Here is a 15,873-nt window from a genome sequence, read left to right as displayed (position 1 = left end):
CTTGGAAGGGTGGAGGTTCAGCCTCCGTAGTTTTCCACAGCCTGCCTGAGCCTCTCAAAGGCTTGGGTTAGGTTTTCCTTGGAGGCTGAGTAGGAGATTCTGATGCGGCCTTCTCCGCTGGGGCCGAAGGCTACCCCCGGACCCACCACCACGTGGGCTTCCTTGATGAGGTATTTCGCAAACTTGAGGGAGTCCTTTTCGACAGCGGAGACATCGGGGAGCAAGTAGAAGGCGCCTTGGGGTTTGGGGCATCGGAAGGCAGGCAGCCGCTGTAGGGCTTCCCAGACCAGCTGTCTTCGCTCCGCGTATTCCTTCAGCATCCGAGCCACGTAGGGTTCTCCCTCCCTCAACGCGGCCACGGCTGCCTTCTGGGCTATGGAGTTGGGGCAGACGTTTCCCGCGCCCTTCACCCGGAGGATTCGGGAGACCCTCTGCCCGTCTCCGGCCACGTAGCCTATCCTCCACCCGGTCATGGCGTAGGTTTTGGAGAAGCTGTTGAGGATGAGGGTTCGCTCCGTCATCCCCGGGAAGGCGGCTATGCTGAGGCTTTCCGCTCCGTCGTAGACGAACCTGTCGTAGACCTCGTCGGAGACCACATAAAAATCGTGGTCCACAGCCAGCTCCGCCACAGCTTTGAGGACGTCTTTCCCGTAGACCATGCCCGTGGGGTTGCAGGGGCTGTTGACCACCATGAGCTTGGTCTTCGCCCCCACCGCGGCTGCCACCTGGTCAGGCTCGAGGGTGAGGGTGTCTCTGTTCAGGGGAAGCGTCACTGGCTTTCCGGAGGCCAGCTTGATGGCTGAGAGGAAGGGCGGGTAGTAGGGTTCGGGGAGAACTACTTCGTCCCCGGGGTCTACGAGGCTTAGGATGGTGAGGAAAATGGCGTCGGAGCTTCCGTTGGTTATGAGGATGCCTTCTTTGGGGTCTATGTCCAATCCTTTTTCAGCCTTCAGCCTTTCAGCTATGCCTTCCCTCAGCTCGAGGATTCCCCGCTCCTCGGTGTAGTGGGTGAAGCCTTCGTCCATCGCCTTCTTAGCCGCTTCCACGATGGGCAGAGGCGTGGGGAAATCAGGCTCCCCTATGTTGAGGTAGATCATGTCCCGGATTCCCAGCTGGGCGGCGTAGTCCTTTAGCTCCCGGTAGAGGGGCCGGGTGAGGGTTCTGCCTCTCTCCGCCATTTCCTTCAAGGGGCTTTCACTTCCAGTTTTGGCTCCGCTGCCAACTGGACCTTATAGTGGGCGGGGAACGAAATTAAACGTTTCCCTTCCCTGCGAGCTTTCAGGAACCTTTTCGGCCGAGTGTTTTACAGGTGTTAAATAGCAACTTATAAGCCTCGGAGGGGTATAAGCTTCGGTTACCCATGTCTCGGAAGCCCAGCCTCCGGAGGAAGGTTCGGGAGAAACTGGAGGTTTGGAAGGAGGTTTTCCCCTCCATAGGCTTAGCTGAACTCTACAGGCTTACCTGCAGACTGAAGCGCCACGCTAAAATCTTTTCCTGCCGGCATGAAAACGGGAAGGTAACCCTCATCCTCGGATACCGGACGGTGAGGGACAGGGTCAGCACCAGAGTTCTGCTCTCCAGCTGGGTTGGGAAAAGAACCTACCAGTCCATCAGACTTCCTAGGTTTAAACCCGCGAAGATAAGCTGAGCCCTTGGAAGAACCCCCACGCCGGCTATACCATATTTGGCCAAATATGGTATAGCTTTTTTTTTGGAGAGACAGAAACAGACAGCAAGCCGGCTGCCCGGCTGCAACCCTCAGGGGTGGGGTTGGTGGCGCCGGGGATGGGATTTGAACCCATGAGGCTCCAACGAGCCACAGACTCGCTGCCTCAGCCGGTTAGCAGGCTTGGGCTCCCTTCGCGCGGGAACTGCGCCCTACCAGGTTTCCCAACACCCTTTAGGGGTGCTTCTAGGCGACCCCGGCGCGATTAGATCAGAGCCGCCCTGAACCTTAAAGTTTTTTGGGCCTAGGCTTGGAAAACTTCAGCTCTGTGGTGGGGCCGGCCGGAGTTTCAGGGCTCAGCCTTCGCCTGCGCCCTTTTGAACCGGCGATCTGGTGGGCCCAAGCCACCAAGCATAGACCAGGCTAGCCCACGGCCCCAACGTAGCATATTCAATTTTTTGATTCTTCAGGAATGTGGATTTTTCCGGGAGCATTACCATAAACCCTTGAGGCGTCGTCGTTCATCCCTGTGTGTCGGCGGTGGCGGTCTAAGGCTCCCTGGATGGTTGAATAAGGCTTATTCAACCTTCTAGCTGTTTCTCTCAAGTTACCACATTCCCGGTATAGCTCATATACTTCACAGCAATTTAAAGTATATCTCGGAGTCTTGGTTAGGGCTCGTTCACACTCATCCAAGATGGCGTCGACGGTTTCCCCTCGTTTTTCTTCATAGCGTTTTCTCACGTCGGGAGGGAGCCACAGGTAGAAGTCATCCGTTATTATGCATGAATGCCAAGGGTCCCCCCACACTTCCTCGGTGTACTCCCAAACCTTAGCTTGGCGGATTAGGCCGTCATCGGTTTTGAAGATTTTAGCCTTGTACCAGGAAAGCTCCTGCACCGCTTTTATGCTGTGAAGCTTAGGGCTGGTGATGATCACACCGTTACAGATGGTTCTTATGGTGTCGAAGAGAGAGGCCACAGCCTTCACCACCCCGTAGCCTCCCTTCTGAAACGGAGTGTACTTGGACAGGTGGACGCCTACGTCATCGTAGATTACCAGGGGGATGCGTTTGCCGTGTTGCCGAGCCCACCGGAACAGGGCGATGGAAGGGCGAACGTCGAAGAAAAGCCGGTCTAAGACTAGGTCCCAAACTTCTTGGTCGGTTAGTTGCGGGTGGAGGCTCCGGTAGACTTCCCAAGCTATTTGCAAGGAGTAGGTGGTCTTGCCTACGCCTTGGGGGCCGATGATGAAAAGCTGCACGTAGCCATGGTTCTTATAGGCTTGCCGGAAGAGGCTGGCGGCGGCTAAGCCCTTTTCCTCTTCAACCTCCTCTTCAACCACTTCCAGTTTCACCATCTCCTTGTTTGCGGGGCGGTGGGCCATGGCCAAACCAAGGGAAAAGGGAGGCCGACCCTTGGCCCTTTTTGGAGGGCCGCCTTTCCGCCTAAATTAGGTTGCAAAGCCGTTCGACCAAAGCCTCCTTTCGTCGATATTGGGACTTGGTGAAGTTTTCAAGAAGGGTGAAAGCCAAGTCCCTCCAAGGCTGCTCATACCTTGACAGGACCAAGTCCACTAACTCATGTTTGAGGGTCTGTTTGGCCTTTTTAAAATCTTTAGCATAAATGCGGACAGTTCCCCCTTTCACTTCACCGTCGTTTTCTTTTCCGTCTTCCGTCGGCATCCATTCTAGGCGTAACTCACCTGGAACTAGGCCTAGGCTGCGTTCAAGCCTCCGCAACTCTCTCCGCAGCCTTTCCTCTTGGGCTTTAAGAGGGCCTTCCAAGCGGTAGTTCCACCTGAACGGGTTTCTTTTTGCGGGGAACGGGGAGCACAGGGGTGATGACCGGGTTTTCCTCACAGGTTGGGCAAGCGTAGACGACGCCATATCGGGTGACATACCTCCAGGCCCGTTCCCTAGGCTGGAGGGGTCGATGGCAGTACCGGCAAACAGGGGGCCCCTTCCTGCGGGCTCGGAGGGTGATTTTAACCAACCTCTTCGACACCATCACCTTTTCCTCCGCTTCTTGCGTTTCCCCTTCTTTTTCGCCGGCTTCTTGCCGGCCAAGAAGGCGTTCAAGTTTTTGAGGGGACCCCTCATTCCCTGAAACGGGTCGCCTATGTAGTGTCGGTATTCCTTGTAGCGCCATTCAGGCAAGAGTGTCTTCTTAGTTTTCCCACGTCGGGGGGGAAACAGGAACAGCGGTGGAGGACGGCGTATCCGTCTTCTCTCCCATGGGCGCTCAACCTGCATTTGAACAGTTTCAGCAACCTGTCTGAGAAGCTGCCGGGGCATGACGCCTACCCTCTGCCCAGGGGCCACCTTAAAACGGGGAGTGGGCGTAACCCCGACGGTGGGCCTCTCCCTCATCCTGGGGAAGATCTCTTGGGCGATGTCGGCGGCGGGGGCCTCCTTAGGTTTGCGGGCGGGTTGGCGGGTTATCTTTGTTAAGGGGCGTAAGGCGCGGTCCACGTCGACATTAAACCCGACGGTTCCCCTTTCGAAGAGTTTCCCTCTTTTTCTCATGCGGAGGATGGCGGGGTACGGTTTGGGGTAGGGTTTAAACTTAGGCTTGCGGGTGGGGGCTACGCCTAACTTGGTGGGTGTTCGGTATTCGGGTGGGAGTTTAAACCTCCCCTCCAACCGGGCCCACATGTCGGTTCCCTTGGGATACGTGACCCGGGGTTGGAGGTAGGCTTGGGCGGCTAGGATGGGGGACCACCGGGCGAAGGGGTCCACGGCTTCGACGGCTTTCTCCATGACCGAGGGAGGCGGGGCGGGTATGGCTTCATAGGGCCTCCCCGGTGGAGGCGGGGCTAGGAAGGTTTGGCGGCTGGGGGGAATCGGTGTTCGAGGTTTGTAGCCTACTTCCTTGGTGAACTCTTCTTCAATCTTCAGAATCTCCCTAGCTCTAGGTTTGACGGGGGTCCATCGAAACTTAGGGCCTAAGGTTTCTTGTAGACCCCCTACCCTCTTCCAAGGCCTCATCGCTATGGGGACACCGCGCATGGTCGAGGGAACCTCCGCCACCAACCGGATTCTGCCCTTCTTAATTCTGAAGATGAACTCCGTCGCCTGGGTTGGAGGGACTTGGATTCTACGGGTTTTCCCCAAGATTTTGGGAAATAGGGAAACCGCCTCTTTGGATGGGATTACATCAGTTACGTCTTTGGCTGTTATCACGAAATATTCTGGAAGCTTGGCCTGCCGCTTTGCGGTCACCTCGATGACCCGTAAATGGCTAGCCAAGGGAGGCCTGTACCCTTCAGGAGGGACCACTTTAAGGTCTTCCACGCCAAGCCTCGTATAGGGGATTTCCCGGAAAGTTTTCTGAGTTCTCTTCGGATACCCCACCCTCTTAACTAGGGCCCCGGGGACTCGTTCAACGTATCTGGTTGTGGGAGGAACCCTTGGTCTGAAGGGAGCCCTATAATATTCAACTATTTTGCCTATACCTTTGGAGGTGAGCCTAAGCCCTTTCTCCAAGGGTTTGCTTATTCCATACCACAGCGCGGCCTCGTAGAGAAGGGAGCCCAACGCGTAACCCCGCATCTCAGGTTTGAGCAGCCGCCGCATCTCCTTGGAAAGGACGGGCCTAACGGTGGGGCGGTAGCCGGTGATGGCTTCAAGTTCTTTCTCGGTGGGGGGAACGCCGACAGCCAACCTCCCCAAACCTGGGAGGGCTTCAGGTGGAGGTTCGGCTAGGGGTTTTCCAGTTTCCAGAACCGATGTGAGGACCGCTTGGAAGGCTGTGGGGGCGTAGGGCTTCGGCGTGTAGGGTTTTTCAAGTTCAGGGACGACTTCAAACCTGAACTCAGGCCTGTAGGCGGCGACGGCTTCCAGTTCTTTCTTCGAAATCCTCCCCGTGACGGCGCGGGCTTCTAGGGACAGGAATTCTTCAGGGGCAGCCTTCACCCTCACGGCATAGGGGATGGGGAAAAGCTCTCTTCCCGTGACCGCTCCGTGGATGTCTTCCACGGTTCTAACGATGTTCTCGGTGATGCCGTAGACGGGCGCGGCGAAGGCCTTCTCATACTCGATTATGGACCTGCCGAGAAGCTGGGCGGCCTCCCTTTCAGGCCGGTAGCCTGTGACAGCCTCAAACTCCTCCTTGGTCGGGGGGACCCCTATGGCGTAGGCTCCGAGGGCGGCGAACTCTTCAGGAGGTCCCTCAAGCTCTCCCAGCATTTTCTCTAGGGCGAAAAGCTTCTCAAGCCGCTGCTCGGTTAAGGATTTGGGCAGAGAAGGCGGTTCAGCGAAGACGTCGGGTTCGACCATGGTTTCCCCGGTTGGGGTTTCAAAAACGCTGGTAAAAGGCCGGGCTTCCCTGTAAGTGGTGAAGGGAGCCGGGTAGGCTCCGAGGGGGTGAACAGCCAAAGGTTTGCGGGGAATTTCCACATAACCTAGGATGGGCGCGTCGGGGTCGAACACGGTGTCCTCGATGGTTTTGAAGATGCCGGGGGCTAGGGGGATCGCCCCCTCCCTGCCTCCTAGGTCCGCTGCCAATTCGGCTCTTGGGCCTGATACCAGTTCGGCGAAGGCTCGGGCTTCCGCCTCGGTGGCAAACCGCCGCTCAGGATAGCCTTCCACCACCCAATAGGTTTCACCGGGCTCCTCCACCTTGTAGGCTAGTTCGACGCCTTCCGGTGTTTCCCTCAACTCCGGCTCCTTGTAGGGGGTTCCCGCTAGGAAGGCTTCGACTTCCCGTTTGGCTTTCGGGGTGAGTTCAGCTTTCAAGGCGAACACGGGTACGCCAGTGGGTTGGACTATCCCCGCTACGGGTTCAACCACCCTTCTCCCGCCTCTCGCAGCCACCCGGGCTCCGTAGACGATTTGGACCCTAGGCTCTCTGCCTGTGGCCAATTTCACATGCTCCCTAGCCGCCCGGCGGGCAGCCTCTTCCACGGTTTCGCCGGGGGCGAGGCCTGTGACGGTGACGGCTCTCCCCGCTTTGGGGCCTCCGCGGATCTCGATTTTCGTGGCTAACCGTTCAAATTCTCGCTGCTCTTTTTCCGCTGACCCGTAGGTTTCGTAGCCTCTAGGACCCGGCGGGGGAATCGCCACGCCGCGGGGCGTAAGAATGGCCGACCGGCCCGGTGTCCCTGACCACCGGTAACCTTTGGGGAGTTTGGAAGTGTCCACGTAGGCGACGGCTGTTAAGGGTTCGCCGTTTTTCTTTTGGGCTTCCTGTTGGCTCATATTTTCAAGCCCCTCAACTTCCTCAACTCGTCGGCGATTTTCTCAACGCTTTTTGCCATGGCGTCGACGGAAACGAGGGTGTGCAGGGTGATGTTGAAGGCCTCGCCTTCACTTTCCAGTCTGATGGACACCCAAGGGAATGGCCAGGGGCCATCTGCGGCGTAGCTCGGAACCGCTTCCTCAGTTTGGAGGGTTTTCTTTCTCTTCATCTTTTACACCATGAACGTGAACATGAAAAAGGGAGGCCACTACGGCTTTCCCTCCCTTGCTCTGCCGCGGCGGCGCGGACACTCTGGGAGGCGGGCATACCGGCAGAAGGCTTCCCTTGAGCAACGCCCGTCGATGTCTGTACTGTGATTTGGCAGGATGGGACACTTCAACCAGTTTCAGCCTCCCTAAAAGTTTTAATTTGAAGTGTTTCGAGATTTCCTTCAGAATGTTTCATTTCGTTTTTTGATTTAATTTCTAAGCTTGAATTGGTTTTTTGAACTAAATTGAAAGAGTTAAGATATTTCAGCAAAAATTCAGTTTTTATAACATCACCTTTGTAGATGAACTCGTAGTTGAATGATTCTTTACAAAGTCCTTTTTGCGTGAAATAATTTTTTAGAGAATCTAACCACATATTGAGGATGTCTTGGTCAAATAAGCCCACCAATCGATTACTGAAGTAATTTGAAACATTTTCAGCCTTATCACTGTCTATGAGGATATACCGCTTTCTTCTACGGTCCGCCTCGTCGGTCGCCTCTTCGATCAAGTTCAAATTTAGAAGCTCTTTCAGTTTGCCTGAAAGGTTGGAGGGAGCTATGGGTTTTTTGAAAACTTCGGAATACCTTTCACGTATGGTTATTGTGTTAAGATTAATGCCTTCCTCACTAAGGGGAATAAGGACCTTCTCATATAGTTCGATGGCCCCAGCGGAGATCCCCATCCGGGTAGTTTTGATAATTTGGCTCCAAAAACGGTCGATCGCCAAGAAATCATCCAAAGTTGTGATGGTGAACTCCCATAGCTTGTTGATTCGAATCTTAGGCCTGTCTTCCTCGTGTATGATGCAATTGCCAATTACGAAGCTCAGGTATTTGTCGAAGTCCCTCATGTCTCGGGCTAAATTGTGGGGAAACCACACAGCCACCATTTCAGCCTGAGGGGAAACAACATTTACGCCGGAACCTATTTTTTGAGCTATCCAGTCCCGGATAGCTTTAAATTCTAGGTCCTCTTGGGGTAAAGAGGGCATGCTATACTTTTTCGCGGTGACTTTATGCGCTTCGGCGAATTTTTCAATGGATTCATTCGGGGTTACGGTTATGCTCCGGGTGGCCAAGTCCTCTAAATAATCCTTGTCTGTCGTAGCACAGATCATGGCAGGCCAGTTTTTCACCACAATATTCTTGGTATGAGTCTCACTTTGCCCTCTTGGGGCTATGCGGTATTCTATTTCCACTTCATCATGGCTTAGGATAGGCCTCAGCATGTTGAAGGTGTCTTCGCTTGGGCTTTCAAGGAAAGTTAGAATAACATTTTTAAGATCTATCAGATACCGGCTGCGTTTTAACTTGCTTTTATATTCCTCCCAAGCTTCAGGGCCATCTTTCTTGGAAACAGTGGGGGGCTCGAGGATGTTGCCCTCCTCATCGACCAAAACAGCCCTTGGGTCGTGGATTAGAGCCTTGGGACTTATCCCCCCTAAGTTCCATTTACATTTCTTTGGGAAAGCAGCTAAGGTATGCTTCACAATATATGACTTGCCAATACTGGAGGGGCCCTTCAAAAACAGGTTTAAAGGATTGTCGGTGAAGGCGGAGAAACCCACCCTGGCGATGGTGTCAACTAGGGGATCATCCCACTTCACCTTATTTTGAACGTAGGGGATAAAATGGTCATAGTAAAAACTAGTCATGGTCGTTCCCCTTCAAAAGCCGGGTGAATTCCTCAAATTTCACCCTCAAACGTTCCCGCTCCTGCTCCTCCCTATCCACAGCTCCCTTCCAAACTTCGGGAACGATGTGCTTCGCCACCGATGCTCTAACCATCCGCTGAAGCTCGTCAGGCTCTATGGCGTCAAGCTCCCAGCACCCATCCCCATATCGGCTGATGTAGCCCTTGCTTCGGGTGTCCGCCCGCTTGGTGGGGTTTGGCGGCAAACCGTATTTTTGAACTTGTTCATAGGTTAGGGCCACCCTTTCCACGTGGATTTCGAGGCCGTTACCGTACCTGTCAAAGCGCTCCTGAAGGTCCCTTGTCATATCCAAGCCGCTGGGGTCATGGTCCGAGAAATGCAATATTACGACCCACCGGTTGGGTAAGCCTTCAAACCGTTTCACCGCATCCCTCACGTAGGTGAAGCTTGAATAGCCCCGGCTCGGTGCAGTTCTAACCCTAAAACCGTCCACAGCGTCGCTGATTATCCGGGAAAGAGCGTCTTTCTCCACCCAAACTTCCACATAGCAAGGTTGACTAGCCCATAGGCTTCGACTGTAGCTCATCCACTTGGAGGAGAAATCCTCCATAACGTATTCAAGAAAGTCGTCGGGGCTGTCCCATGTCCACCCTTCGCCGCCTATCGTTTCCCTGCTCCGATCCTCGATGACGTCTTCAGGAATGTCGCCCCGCTCCCTGGCTTTAACCAAGATTTTGCTGAGCATGTTATAGGTGCTCTTCGTGTTGGGGATGCTGGGATGTTGGCTAATCAACCGGTAGTAGATCTGCCGCAAAGTGAGGGCCATGGAATACTGGCTTATGATACCCCGCGTCCAACTTACGATGCTCTCATACTCCATGCTAGGAGCCCCCAGCCTGCGGCGTTTTACTCCGCTCCAGCATTTTACTTAGGGTCCATCGTGCTGCGTTCTTAATCTGAGAAAGCCTTTCCTTTGTTCTCCAGTTTCGCACATACACCTCTCGCAGAATTCCCCCCTCTTCATCGATGTTATAGCTGAACAAATCGGTCGGTCCTATCTCCCCCTTCATCGCCAATTCGGCATCTTTCGCCACCATAGCTTCCAAAACCTTAGCTACAAAAAACGAGCCCCAAGGAGGCGTGGAAAGATGAAACTTCTGCTGAGGCGTAAGGAAAGCTTCATCATGTTTAACGGTTAAGATGGCCAGCGGAACATCATTTGCTTTAAGCTCTGTTATTTCGCCCAAATTATTGGCTGCCAACGATTTTTCAGCGGCGGTTTTAACCTCTGCGGAAGGGGTAGGAGATGGTTGCTTGGTTCGGCTCTCTTCGAGAAACCGGTCTATGAATGTCTTAATCATAGCCTCGGGGATGACCGCTCTGATAGCATTTCGTTGAGCTTTGGAAACAGCCTTAGGGAGGGCAAACACGTCTTCTTTGTCGCCGATTTTTTTGGGTTGGACCGCGGCTCCCCAACGCCGGTTCCCTCTCACGTGGTCAGTCGCAGAGCATTTGGCTAGCCAAAAATCACCCTTATCCTCAACGGTTAGGTCGTCTACGCTGATTGAACCCAGCCGCCACGCTATCTCCTTTACCCCTGACCATGAAAGCCCAACTACACGACGATCACCATGCTCGAACGAGTAGACGAATTCATCCAGGTAGGCCCCCTTCAGTTCCGCAATAATCTGGTCCTCGTCCTTCCTCTCCATGATGGCGAAAACATCCTCTCGTGGAGAGGGTGTGGGGGTCTTTTCGCTCATGATTCACCTTTCACCTCTCTCAAGCCGTATACAGTCCCCCCAAGCGTGTTTTTGGGTTGGAGTTTCTCCTCAAGAAGAGTTTTAGGAAGGTTCTCCGGGAGAAAGAATATCCATGATTTGCTGGTCTTGAAGCCGGCTATTTGGCCCTCAATTAGCAACTGTAATAAGTGGTTCAAGGCAACTGACCAATGGGCGATGCCGGCTAGTTCTTGAATTTTCTTTACGTCTAGCGGCCTCTCAGCCTTTTTGAGTACTTCTAAAATCAAAGATGCACAATCTTTTCTGTTCAGCCGTCTCGACCCCCCTCTAAAAGTTTGGGATTTTGAAAAGTCCTTAAGCTCGAGTGAACAAAGGAAAAAAGCTTTCGGAGGACAGTCCTTTCACTCATACGGATCGCGGAATGAAATTATTGGGCCGCCCATGCCCGATCCAACCGGAGTACAAGTCCGCGATCACCCTCATTACGTAGTTAGTAAAGATAGGGAACTTCATCGATTTTAAACTTCTGATCGAAAATTTTAAAATTTTCTCGAGTATTTGACTAAAATTTTAGACATAAATTTTCTAAAAAAATAGGGTAGAGGGAGGTTTTAGATGGTGGCTTGGGCTTTAACCTTGCCTAGAGCGTGCAATGCCGCGTTGTCTAGGATCTCTTTGAGAAGGCTGTTGATTTCGGCTTTAAGCTCCGCGGGCTTCCTCCCAGCTTCTATCTGTTTTCGAACCCAAGCCAAGGTTTCTAGAGCGCCTAATACATAGTCGTTCAAGGCCCTTTGCTCACCCCCTTTTCTTTGCCAAGTTCTTCACGGTGCAACTCAACCAAATTTAAGAGGGCTTTTCTTGGCCACTTGTAGTCGCGGTATTCCTCCAGAATCCTCGTTAAGAAATGGCTGTCATCCACGTGGAAGCTGGGGTCGTAGAACAGGCGTTTGAGTTCCTCCCAGAGGCCTCCGGGAACGGAGACGTGCAGGTCAATTGGGTTCAGGAATTTTCTTTGCACATAGTTTTTCTTAGGCAACCCTTTTTCTCACCCCCATACTTTTACCCATCTCTCTTGTTATACGGAGTATATCCGCAATTATAATTAGGGATACACTTATATTTAAGTATAACCCTTGTATAACTTATGAGCATGCCAATAATGTTAAAGGTCAAGGTTACAAGAATAGGGAACAGCCTACGAATGACCATCCCAAAAGAAGTGGTGGAGGCCCTAGAGATAAAAGAAGGCGACTTGTTGGGTGTAACCGTTACCGACGGGGATATGCTGGTTAAAAAACTCTAAACCTCAACAGCTTTACCCTCGCCAAATTTTTGGCTAGGGTCCCCTCTCAACATCCTTTGCTTTGAATGCGGTCCAAAAATTTGGTCAGCATTGAACAAGGATGGACACAACTTTTGAGAAAGCCTACTTAGCATAGGGTGGCTCGGGTTCGCAATCGCAATATTCGACGTTTTGGGGTGGTTGAGGTCCAGCAGGGAATACGTATCCTTTACGGACTTTTCCGCATTTTGGGCATCTATCAGGTTTTTCCATTTTTTCTCGAGAAGTTTAAGGAAAAACCCTTTAATAAACGTAAAGACATGAAAAAAGCCTAAACAAGATAGAGCACTATATATAGTTGGTAACCTAAATTGATGGAAATTCTTTGGGCATCTCTCCTTTCGATAAGTCTAGGCATAGTTATCGGATTTTTGGCTTCCATAGCTCATTATTCTTGGGTACAAAAATATGAAAAAACCGAATTAAAGCGACGTATAAGGGAAGAACTTGAGATTATTAGAAGCGACATAGCCTCAGACTTAGAAAGCGGGTTTACCGGCGGTCGCAACTATCATAGGGAGATCTATTCATATTTGACACCGGACCTTGTTCGGAAGTTAGATGCAAAGACTTATAGAATCATTAGGAATACGTACGATGAGACAATTCATGGACTTTCTCATAGTCCAGACCCCCCGATGGGCATATCCATGTTGGATTTCAACAAGAAAAGGTTCAAAGAAGCAATTGAAATCATAGATAAAGCCATCAAACAATTGAGGTAAGCGAACCATCTAGTTTAGTTTCCTACATTTCCTTGATTTTATGGGTTTCACCGTTTCAGACCTCCACAGTCACCACGTAGGGGTTTTCCAGTGCCTAACAGAGGGTATTTGGGGGATTGATAGGCACTAGCTGGTGAACGCCGGCTTTTTCCATTCCGGGGAGTAGGTGATATGCTTGAAGGCTCCGGGGAAATGCAGATTCAGCTTTATAACTTGCGTATCGGAGAAGGTTTAACTTTCCATTTCTTTGAGGGGTATACTATATTCTAGGGCGATAAGATGTTCTCCTAGGGGGTTAGAGTCTTGGTTAAAGGTGATCATTTTCGCGTTGCCGATTCGGCGGGTATGTTTGACGATGCCTAGGCTTTCGAGTTTGGCCATGGTCTTCCAGAGAGTTTTCGGGGAAATGCCCGCATAGTTGGCTAATTCTTTGAGGGAGAGGTCGTAGCCGCGGTGGAGAATGAGCACGTCCAGCACCCGGCCTAAGGGTGTTTCGAAGAGGCGGCTGAACGTTCCTTCTATCACAGGTTTCCTTTCCATAGCCGGGTACCTTCATGTTAGTTAGTTGGTGGTTGGCTATATAAGCATTACTGAAAATACCTTTAAATATTACTTTAAGGTAAAGTACTTTATGAGAAAACCCTCCGAGGATGAACGAAAGGAGATCAGAAGGCTCATCATCGAGAAGCTGGTCATGGGTAGGAATTGGGGTAGAAACTACATAGCGGAAACCGACATTCCGAAAGGTTTGCCTAAATGTTACCCTACCAGCTGGTATAAGGATGAGGTGGAAAAACTCGCTAAGGAGGGTTTACTTCAAAGGTACAAGAAGCCCCATGAGGACATGTTTCTGCTCAATAAAGAACGGAAAAGAGAGATAGAGACCATCGTTGGGGGAAAAGTCCCTCCTAAATATTAGGCGGATTTTCTCACTAGGATCCTGCCGTCTCTTAGCTCCTTAACCATTTCCCAGCCTTGGTTCAGGAGGTCGACTAGTTCCACCTCGCGGACTATGCGGTGTTCCAAGCCGCTGCCGTTGGGTTCTTGCTTCTTGGCCAGTTTCATACCCCACAGCTCTCGAACTTTGGATTCAAGGGTCTCCAGTTCCTCGTCTATGGTGAGCGGCCTTTTCATCTTCGCAATCTTGGGGCGTAGAAGCTCCTCTAAGTCGACGCCGTAAAGCTCCTTCATGTCGCGGCGTAGCTGTTGACGTCGGATTTCCTTCCATGCTTCCTCTGTAACCTGCACGGTGGCCCTTGAAAAGTTAGCCCTCATGTAGTTGGCCGCAATCTCTCTCAGGTCTTTCTTGTCGAAGTAGCTTTCCTTCGACCCCCGGAGCTTGTGGCCCATCAGGGCTTCAGCCATGTCGTCTTCGATGTTGGCGGCGTAGAGGACCTTCCTGAAGCTTTTTCGGAGGGTGTGGGTCCAAACGCCTCGGGGGTCTAGGCCTATGCTTTTCGCCGCCCTCTTCACCACTTCTAAAACTCTAACCTCGTCGATGCCCTCCTTGGTAGCCTTGCTTGTCAGGGGGGCGAAAACAGGGTCCTCCGGCTTAAGCTCTCCCTCCTTGGCTTTTCGCTCATCCAAGTAGTCTCTCAAGGCTTGGGCTGCTTCAGCTTGGAGGAAAGTGTAATAGTAGGGGAGCCCGTAGCCGCTTAGTTTGGTGTCGATTTCGTTGGTGATCTTCAAGACCGTGGGGACCTTTATTTCAGGGTAAAGTTGGTCTTTGACCAGTCCATAGGTCCACCGGCAGAGGCAGCCCACCCGGACACCGCTCTGGAAAAGACACAGTATAATGGCCTTGTTCCTCTTCTCCGGCAGGGCGTCGACCATCCGGTAGATTTCCTCCTGGGTGGGGGTGATTTGGGCATGAACTTTCTTGGAAACCCTCTTCACCTGCTCCGCCCTCTTGAATTTAAGCTCCTTGTCGTTGGCCTCAAAGAAACCCTTCAAGGCTATCTGAATCTGCTTGGCCATGGTAAGCTTACCATCCTGCACAAGCTTCCGAACCACCCCCATGACCGCGTGCCTAGCCCTGTCTACTGGAAGCTTAACCAACCTGCCAGGGGACAGCCCCGTCTCCTTGACCACCGTCTCCAAACAGCGCATGTAGGCTTCCCGGGTCTCCTTGCTCCTGTAATTGTCTATCCAATTTCGCACCTGAGGGTAGCCCATCAACGCGGAATAGCTGTGCTCCTGCCTCAGAAAACGCCCCTTAGAATCTCTTACCCTGGACACTTCTCCTCAAAAAATACTCTTCGCAAACCTCTCTAATAAAGTTTATGCTACGGTAACATCGTAAGTTAAACCAGGCTAGCCCACGGCCCCGAGGGGACGGCCCTCCCTAAACAGGTTTTAGGTTCAACCTTTTTAGTTTTGACGCTCCCGCGCTAAAACCTTTCAACTGGAAGGAGTGTAGGCGTGAGGCGCCGTAATCTGTTTTTTAGGCAAAGTTTAAATTTCTTTCTAGGAAAAGATTATTGGTCAGTAGATTGAGTTATTGGTTTTTTGTTTTAGCGGTTTACATTTTGAACATTTGCTTGTGGGCTGGTTTATTCGGATACTTCGTCAAACAGTTTAAAGTTTCCACTGGGGAATTGAGAAGCCCCTTTCTTTTCATGGTTATGGCATCCCTTTTTCTGACGGTGCAGGAAATCTATTTTTTCTTAACCGTGGCAACCAATCCGGGTCAGGCTGCGGTTCTCCCAGCCCGATGGTATCCGGGAGTTTTGAAAATATGGATTGGCCCCAAAATACTCTTGACGGTGATCGCCCTAAGCTTGATTGCCATGCTATGGCGGGAGCGTTCATCGTTGAGCAGGGCCTTCAGGCATATCAGTCTGGATTTGGGAATATTCCGCGGACTTCGGGAAGGGCTTGAGCGAATGTACCAGCCGAGGGCAGTTTCCCTCATGCTCTACCGAGCGGGGAAGGAGGCGGGAGGCATCTTCGCCAAAAAGGTGGCGGAGAAAGGCTTCGCAGGAAAGGAGTTGTTCAACAAGGTGGTGGAAGCCACCACAAGTTCGGGATGGGCAAATAAAATTGAGACAGCCTCCTTCGAACCTAAGAAAAAAGCTGTCATCCGCCTCCGTGGCAGTTTTGAAAGCGTCGAGCGAAAGTCCACGGAGCCTGCTTGCGACTTCCAACGCGGTTTTTGGGCCGGATTGCTTCAACATCTAGAACCTGACATGGTCTGCCATGGGAAAGAAAGCCTCTGCGAAGCCAAAGGCGACCCCTACTGCGAATTTCAGATAAACTTCTTCGAAAAGCCAAAACCCATGTAGACAGGAGG

At 52.0% G+C, this 15,873-nt stretch carries 20 protein-coding genes and 2 tRNA genes; 5 read left to right on the top strand and 17 right to left on the bottom strand.

All coding sequences use genetic code 11. From position 1 onward, the window contains the following. Positions 1-17: 17 nt before the first annotated feature. Complete coding sequence (locus BWM17_RS04655) at positions 18-1,178, bottom strand: pyridoxal phosphate-dependent aminotransferase (protein WP_309493726.1); 1,161 nt, start codon at positions 1,176-1,178, stop codon at positions 18-20. Between the two features lie 182 nt (positions 1,179-1,360). On the opposite strand from BWM17_RS04655, the gene BWM17_RS04650 reads away from it, so the two are divergent. Beyond that, the gene (locus tag BWM17_RS04650) at positions 1,361-1,648 is read left to right on the top strand and encodes a hypothetical protein (RefSeq protein WP_309492771.1); all 288 of its coding nucleotides are present in this window, start codon (positions 1,361-1,363) and stop codon (positions 1,646-1,648) included. A 126-nt stretch (positions 1,649-1,774) separates the two neighbouring features. Here the strand turns inward: BWM17_RS04650 and BWM17_RS04645 are convergent. From BWM17_RS04645 to BWM17_RS04580, 14 genes are all read right to left on the bottom strand, one after another. Beyond that, positions 1,775-1,927 (bottom strand) — tRNA-Ser (locus BWM17_RS04645). Between the two features lie 68 nt (positions 1,928-1,995). Next, a tRNA-Pro gene (locus BWM17_RS04640) sits at positions 1,996-2,104 on the bottom strand. Positions 2,105-2,116: 12 nt separating this feature from the next. Continuing rightward, a complete protein-coding gene (locus tag BWM17_RS04635) occupies positions 2,117-3,025 on the bottom strand; it encodes a hypothetical protein (RefSeq protein ID WP_309492770.1) in 909 nt (302 codons plus the stop codon). Between the two features lie 88 nt (positions 3,026-3,113). After that, positions 3,114-3,452, bottom strand: a complete 339-nt coding sequence (locus tag BWM17_RS04630; RefSeq protein WP_309492769.1) for a hypothetical protein — start codon at positions 3,450-3,452, stop codon at positions 3,114-3,116. Then, the gene (locus tag BWM17_RS04625) at positions 3,436-3,675 is read right to left on the bottom strand and encodes a hypothetical protein (protein ID WP_309492768.1); all 240 of its coding nucleotides are present in this window, start codon (positions 3,673-3,675) and stop codon (positions 3,436-3,438) included. The genes BWM17_RS04630 and BWM17_RS04625 overlap by 17 nt, the downstream gene beginning before the upstream one ends. Further along, entirely contained in the window at positions 3,675-6,866 is a 3,192-nt protein-coding gene (locus BWM17_RS04620) for a hypothetical protein (protein WP_309492767.1), read from the bottom strand. The genes BWM17_RS04625 and BWM17_RS04620 overlap by 1 nt, the downstream gene beginning before the upstream one ends. After that, entirely contained in the window at positions 6,863-7,075 is a 213-nt protein-coding gene (locus BWM17_RS04615) for a hypothetical protein (RefSeq protein ID WP_309492765.1), read from the bottom strand. The genes BWM17_RS04620 and BWM17_RS04615 overlap by 4 nt, the downstream gene beginning before the upstream one ends. Beyond that, positions 7,047-7,241 (bottom strand): hypothetical protein, encoded by a 195-nt coding sequence (locus BWM17_RS04610; protein WP_309492764.1) that lies wholly within the window; start codon positions 7,239-7,241, stop codon positions 7,047-7,049. Before BWM17_RS04610 ends, BWM17_RS04615 begins: the two co-directional genes overlap by 29 nt. A gap of 1 nt (position 7,242) precedes the next feature. Continuing rightward, positions 7,243-8,772, bottom strand: a complete 1,530-nt coding sequence (locus tag BWM17_RS04605; protein WP_309492763.1) for a hypothetical protein — start codon at positions 8,770-8,772, stop codon at positions 7,243-7,245. Beyond that, on the bottom strand, positions 8,765-9,652 hold the full coding sequence (locus BWM17_RS04600; protein ID WP_309492762.1) for a hypothetical protein: 888 nt from the start codon (positions 9,650-9,652) through the stop codon (positions 8,765-8,767). Before BWM17_RS04600 ends, BWM17_RS04605 begins: the two co-directional genes overlap by 8 nt. Before the next feature lies 1 nt (position 9,653). Beyond that, positions 9,654-10,535: a hypothetical protein gene (locus BWM17_RS04595; RefSeq protein ID WP_309492761.1), complete on the bottom strand. Its 882-nt coding sequence runs from the start codon at positions 10,533-10,535 to the stop codon at positions 9,654-9,656. Beyond that, a complete protein-coding gene (locus tag BWM17_RS04590; protein WP_309492760.1) occupies positions 10,532-10,801 on the bottom strand; it encodes a hypothetical protein in 270 nt (89 codons plus the stop codon). Before BWM17_RS04590 ends, BWM17_RS04595 begins: the two co-directional genes overlap by 4 nt. Before the next feature lie 324 nt (positions 10,802-11,125). Continuing rightward, entirely contained in the window at positions 11,126-11,299 is a 174-nt protein-coding gene (locus BWM17_RS04585) for a hypothetical protein (RefSeq protein WP_309492759.1), read from the bottom strand. After that, positions 11,296-11,550, bottom strand: coding sequence for a hypothetical protein (locus tag BWM17_RS04580; protein ID WP_309492758.1), 255 nt, complete (start codon positions 11,548-11,550; stop codon positions 11,296-11,298). The genes BWM17_RS04585 and BWM17_RS04580 overlap by 4 nt, the downstream gene beginning before the upstream one ends. A gap of 108 nt (positions 11,551-11,658) precedes the next feature. Here BWM17_RS04580 and BWM17_RS04575 point away from each other — a divergent pair, with 108 nt between their 5' ends. Together BWM17_RS04575 and BWM17_RS04570 are read left to right on the top strand one after the other, a co-directional pair. Then, positions 11,659-11,817, top strand: a complete 159-nt coding sequence (locus tag BWM17_RS04575; protein ID WP_309492757.1) for an AbrB/MazE/SpoVT family DNA-binding domain-containing protein — start codon at positions 11,659-11,661, stop codon at positions 11,815-11,817. 353 nt (positions 11,818-12,170) lie between these two features. Continuing rightward, entirely contained in the window at positions 12,171-12,581 is a 411-nt protein-coding gene (locus tag BWM17_RS04570; RefSeq protein ID WP_309492756.1) for a hypothetical protein, read from the top strand. A 231-nt stretch (positions 12,582-12,812) separates the two neighbouring features. Here BWM17_RS04570 and BWM17_RS04565 read toward each other — a convergent pair whose 3' ends face one another. Further along, positions 12,813-13,121: an HTH domain-containing protein gene (locus BWM17_RS04565; RefSeq protein WP_309492755.1), complete on the bottom strand. Its 309-nt coding sequence runs from the start codon at positions 13,119-13,121 to the stop codon at positions 12,813-12,815. 91 nt (positions 13,122-13,212) lie between these two features. On the opposite strand from BWM17_RS04565, the gene BWM17_RS04560 reads away from it, so the two are divergent. Next, complete coding sequence (locus tag BWM17_RS04560; RefSeq protein ID WP_309492754.1) at positions 13,213-13,500, top strand: hypothetical protein; 288 nt, start codon at positions 13,213-13,215, stop codon at positions 13,498-13,500. Here BWM17_RS04560 and BWM17_RS04555 read toward each other — a convergent pair. Next, complete coding sequence (locus BWM17_RS04555; protein ID WP_309492753.1) at positions 13,497-14,819, bottom strand: site-specific integrase; 1,323 nt, start codon at positions 14,817-14,819, stop codon at positions 13,497-13,499. The genes BWM17_RS04560 and BWM17_RS04555 overlap by 4 nt on opposite strands. A 290-nt stretch (positions 14,820-15,109) precedes the next feature. On the opposite strand from BWM17_RS04555, the gene BWM17_RS04550 reads away from it, so the two are divergent. Then, a complete protein-coding gene (locus BWM17_RS04550; protein ID WP_309492752.1) occupies positions 15,110-15,865 on the top strand; it encodes a V4R domain-containing protein in 756 nt (251 codons plus the stop codon). Positions 15,866-15,873: the final 8 nt, after the last annotated feature.

This window comes from Candidatus Hecatella orcuttiae (assembly GCF_002009985.1).
Classification (GTDB): domain Archaea; phylum Thermoproteota; class Bathyarchaeia; order Hecatellales; family Hecatellaceae; genus Hecatella; species Hecatella orcuttiae.
Note: the sequence above shows the minus strand (reverse complement) of the source record. Positions and strands in the feature narration are given on the sequence as shown.

Coding starts and splice junctions, on each gene's coding strand:
- BWM17_RS04655 (WP_309493726.1), bottom strand. CDS start 1,178: ATGGCGGAGAGAGGCAGAACCCTCACCCGGCCCCTCTACCGGGAGCTA.
- BWM17_RS04650 (WP_309492771.1), top strand. CDS start 1,361: ATGTCTCGGAAGCCCAGCCTCCGGAGGAAGGTTCGGGAGAAACTGGAG.
- BWM17_RS04635 (WP_309492770.1), bottom strand. CDS start 3,025: ATGGTGAAACTGGAAGTGGTTGAAGAGGAGGTTGAAGAGGAAAAGGGC.
- BWM17_RS04625 (WP_309492768.1), bottom strand. CDS start 3,675: ATGGTGTCGAAGAGGTTGGTTAAAATCACCCTCCGAGCCCGCAGGAAG.
- BWM17_RS04620 (WP_309492767.1), bottom strand. CDS start 6,866: ATGAGCCAACAGGAAGCCCAAAAGAAAAACGGCGAACCCTTAACAGCC.
- BWM17_RS04615 (WP_309492765.1), bottom strand. CDS start 7,075: ATGAAGAGAAAGAAAACCCTCCAAACTGAGGAAGCGGTTCCGAGCTAC.
- BWM17_RS04605 (WP_309492763.1), bottom strand. CDS start 8,772: ATGACTAGTTTTTACTATGACCATTTTATCCCCTACGTTCAAAATAAG.
- BWM17_RS04600 (WP_309492762.1), bottom strand. CDS start 9,652: ATGGAGTATGAGAGCATCGTAAGTTGGACGCGGGGTATCATAAGCCAG.
- BWM17_RS04595 (WP_309492761.1), bottom strand. CDS start 10,535: ATGAGCGAAAAGACCCCCACACCCTCTCCACGAGAGGATGTTTTCGCC.
- BWM17_RS04575 (WP_309492757.1), top strand. CDS start 11,659: ATGAGCATGCCAATAATGTTAAAGGTCAAGGTTACAAGAATAGGGAAC.
- BWM17_RS04570 (WP_309492756.1), top strand. CDS start 12,171: ATGGAAATTCTTTGGGCATCTCTCCTTTCGATAAGTCTAGGCATAGTT.
- BWM17_RS04565 (WP_309492755.1), bottom strand. CDS start 13,121: ATGGAAAGGAAACCTGTGATAGAAGGAACGTTCAGCCGCCTCTTCGAA.
- BWM17_RS04560 (WP_309492754.1), top strand. CDS start 13,213: ATGAGAAAACCCTCCGAGGATGAACGAAAGGAGATCAGAAGGCTCATC.